At 44.4% G+C, this 207-nt stretch carries 1 protein-coding gene; it reads left to right on the top strand.

Annotation, left to right across the window (positions count from 1 at the left end; translation table 11 throughout):
• Positions 1–207: recombinase family protein (locus ACP3VS_RS24635; RefSeq protein WP_426390364.1), on the top strand; the 207-nt coding region annotated here is incomplete at both ends.

Here is a 207-nt window from a genome sequence, read left to right as displayed (position 1 = left end):
AACTCGGGAAGATAGCCGAGGAAAAGATTGTGGTTGGTTATTGCCGTGTCAGCTCCAAGAAGCAGCAAGCAGATTTGAAGCGACAGGTTCAGAACATGAAGACGTATCTGTTGGCGCAAGGAAAGCCTTTTAAAATCGTTGTTCTTTACAAGGATAGGCTTGTCCGATTCGGCTACGAACTCATCAAAAACATTTGCGACAAGAACA

This window comes from Lysinibacillus sp. VIII_CA, assembly GCF_049943995.1.
Taxonomy (GTDB): domain Bacteria; phylum Bacillota; class Bacilli; order Bacillales_A; family Planococcaceae; genus Lysinibacillus; species Lysinibacillus pinottii.
The sequence above is the reverse complement of the archived record's forward strand: the minus strand, read 5'-3'. Positions and strand labels throughout refer to the sequence as shown.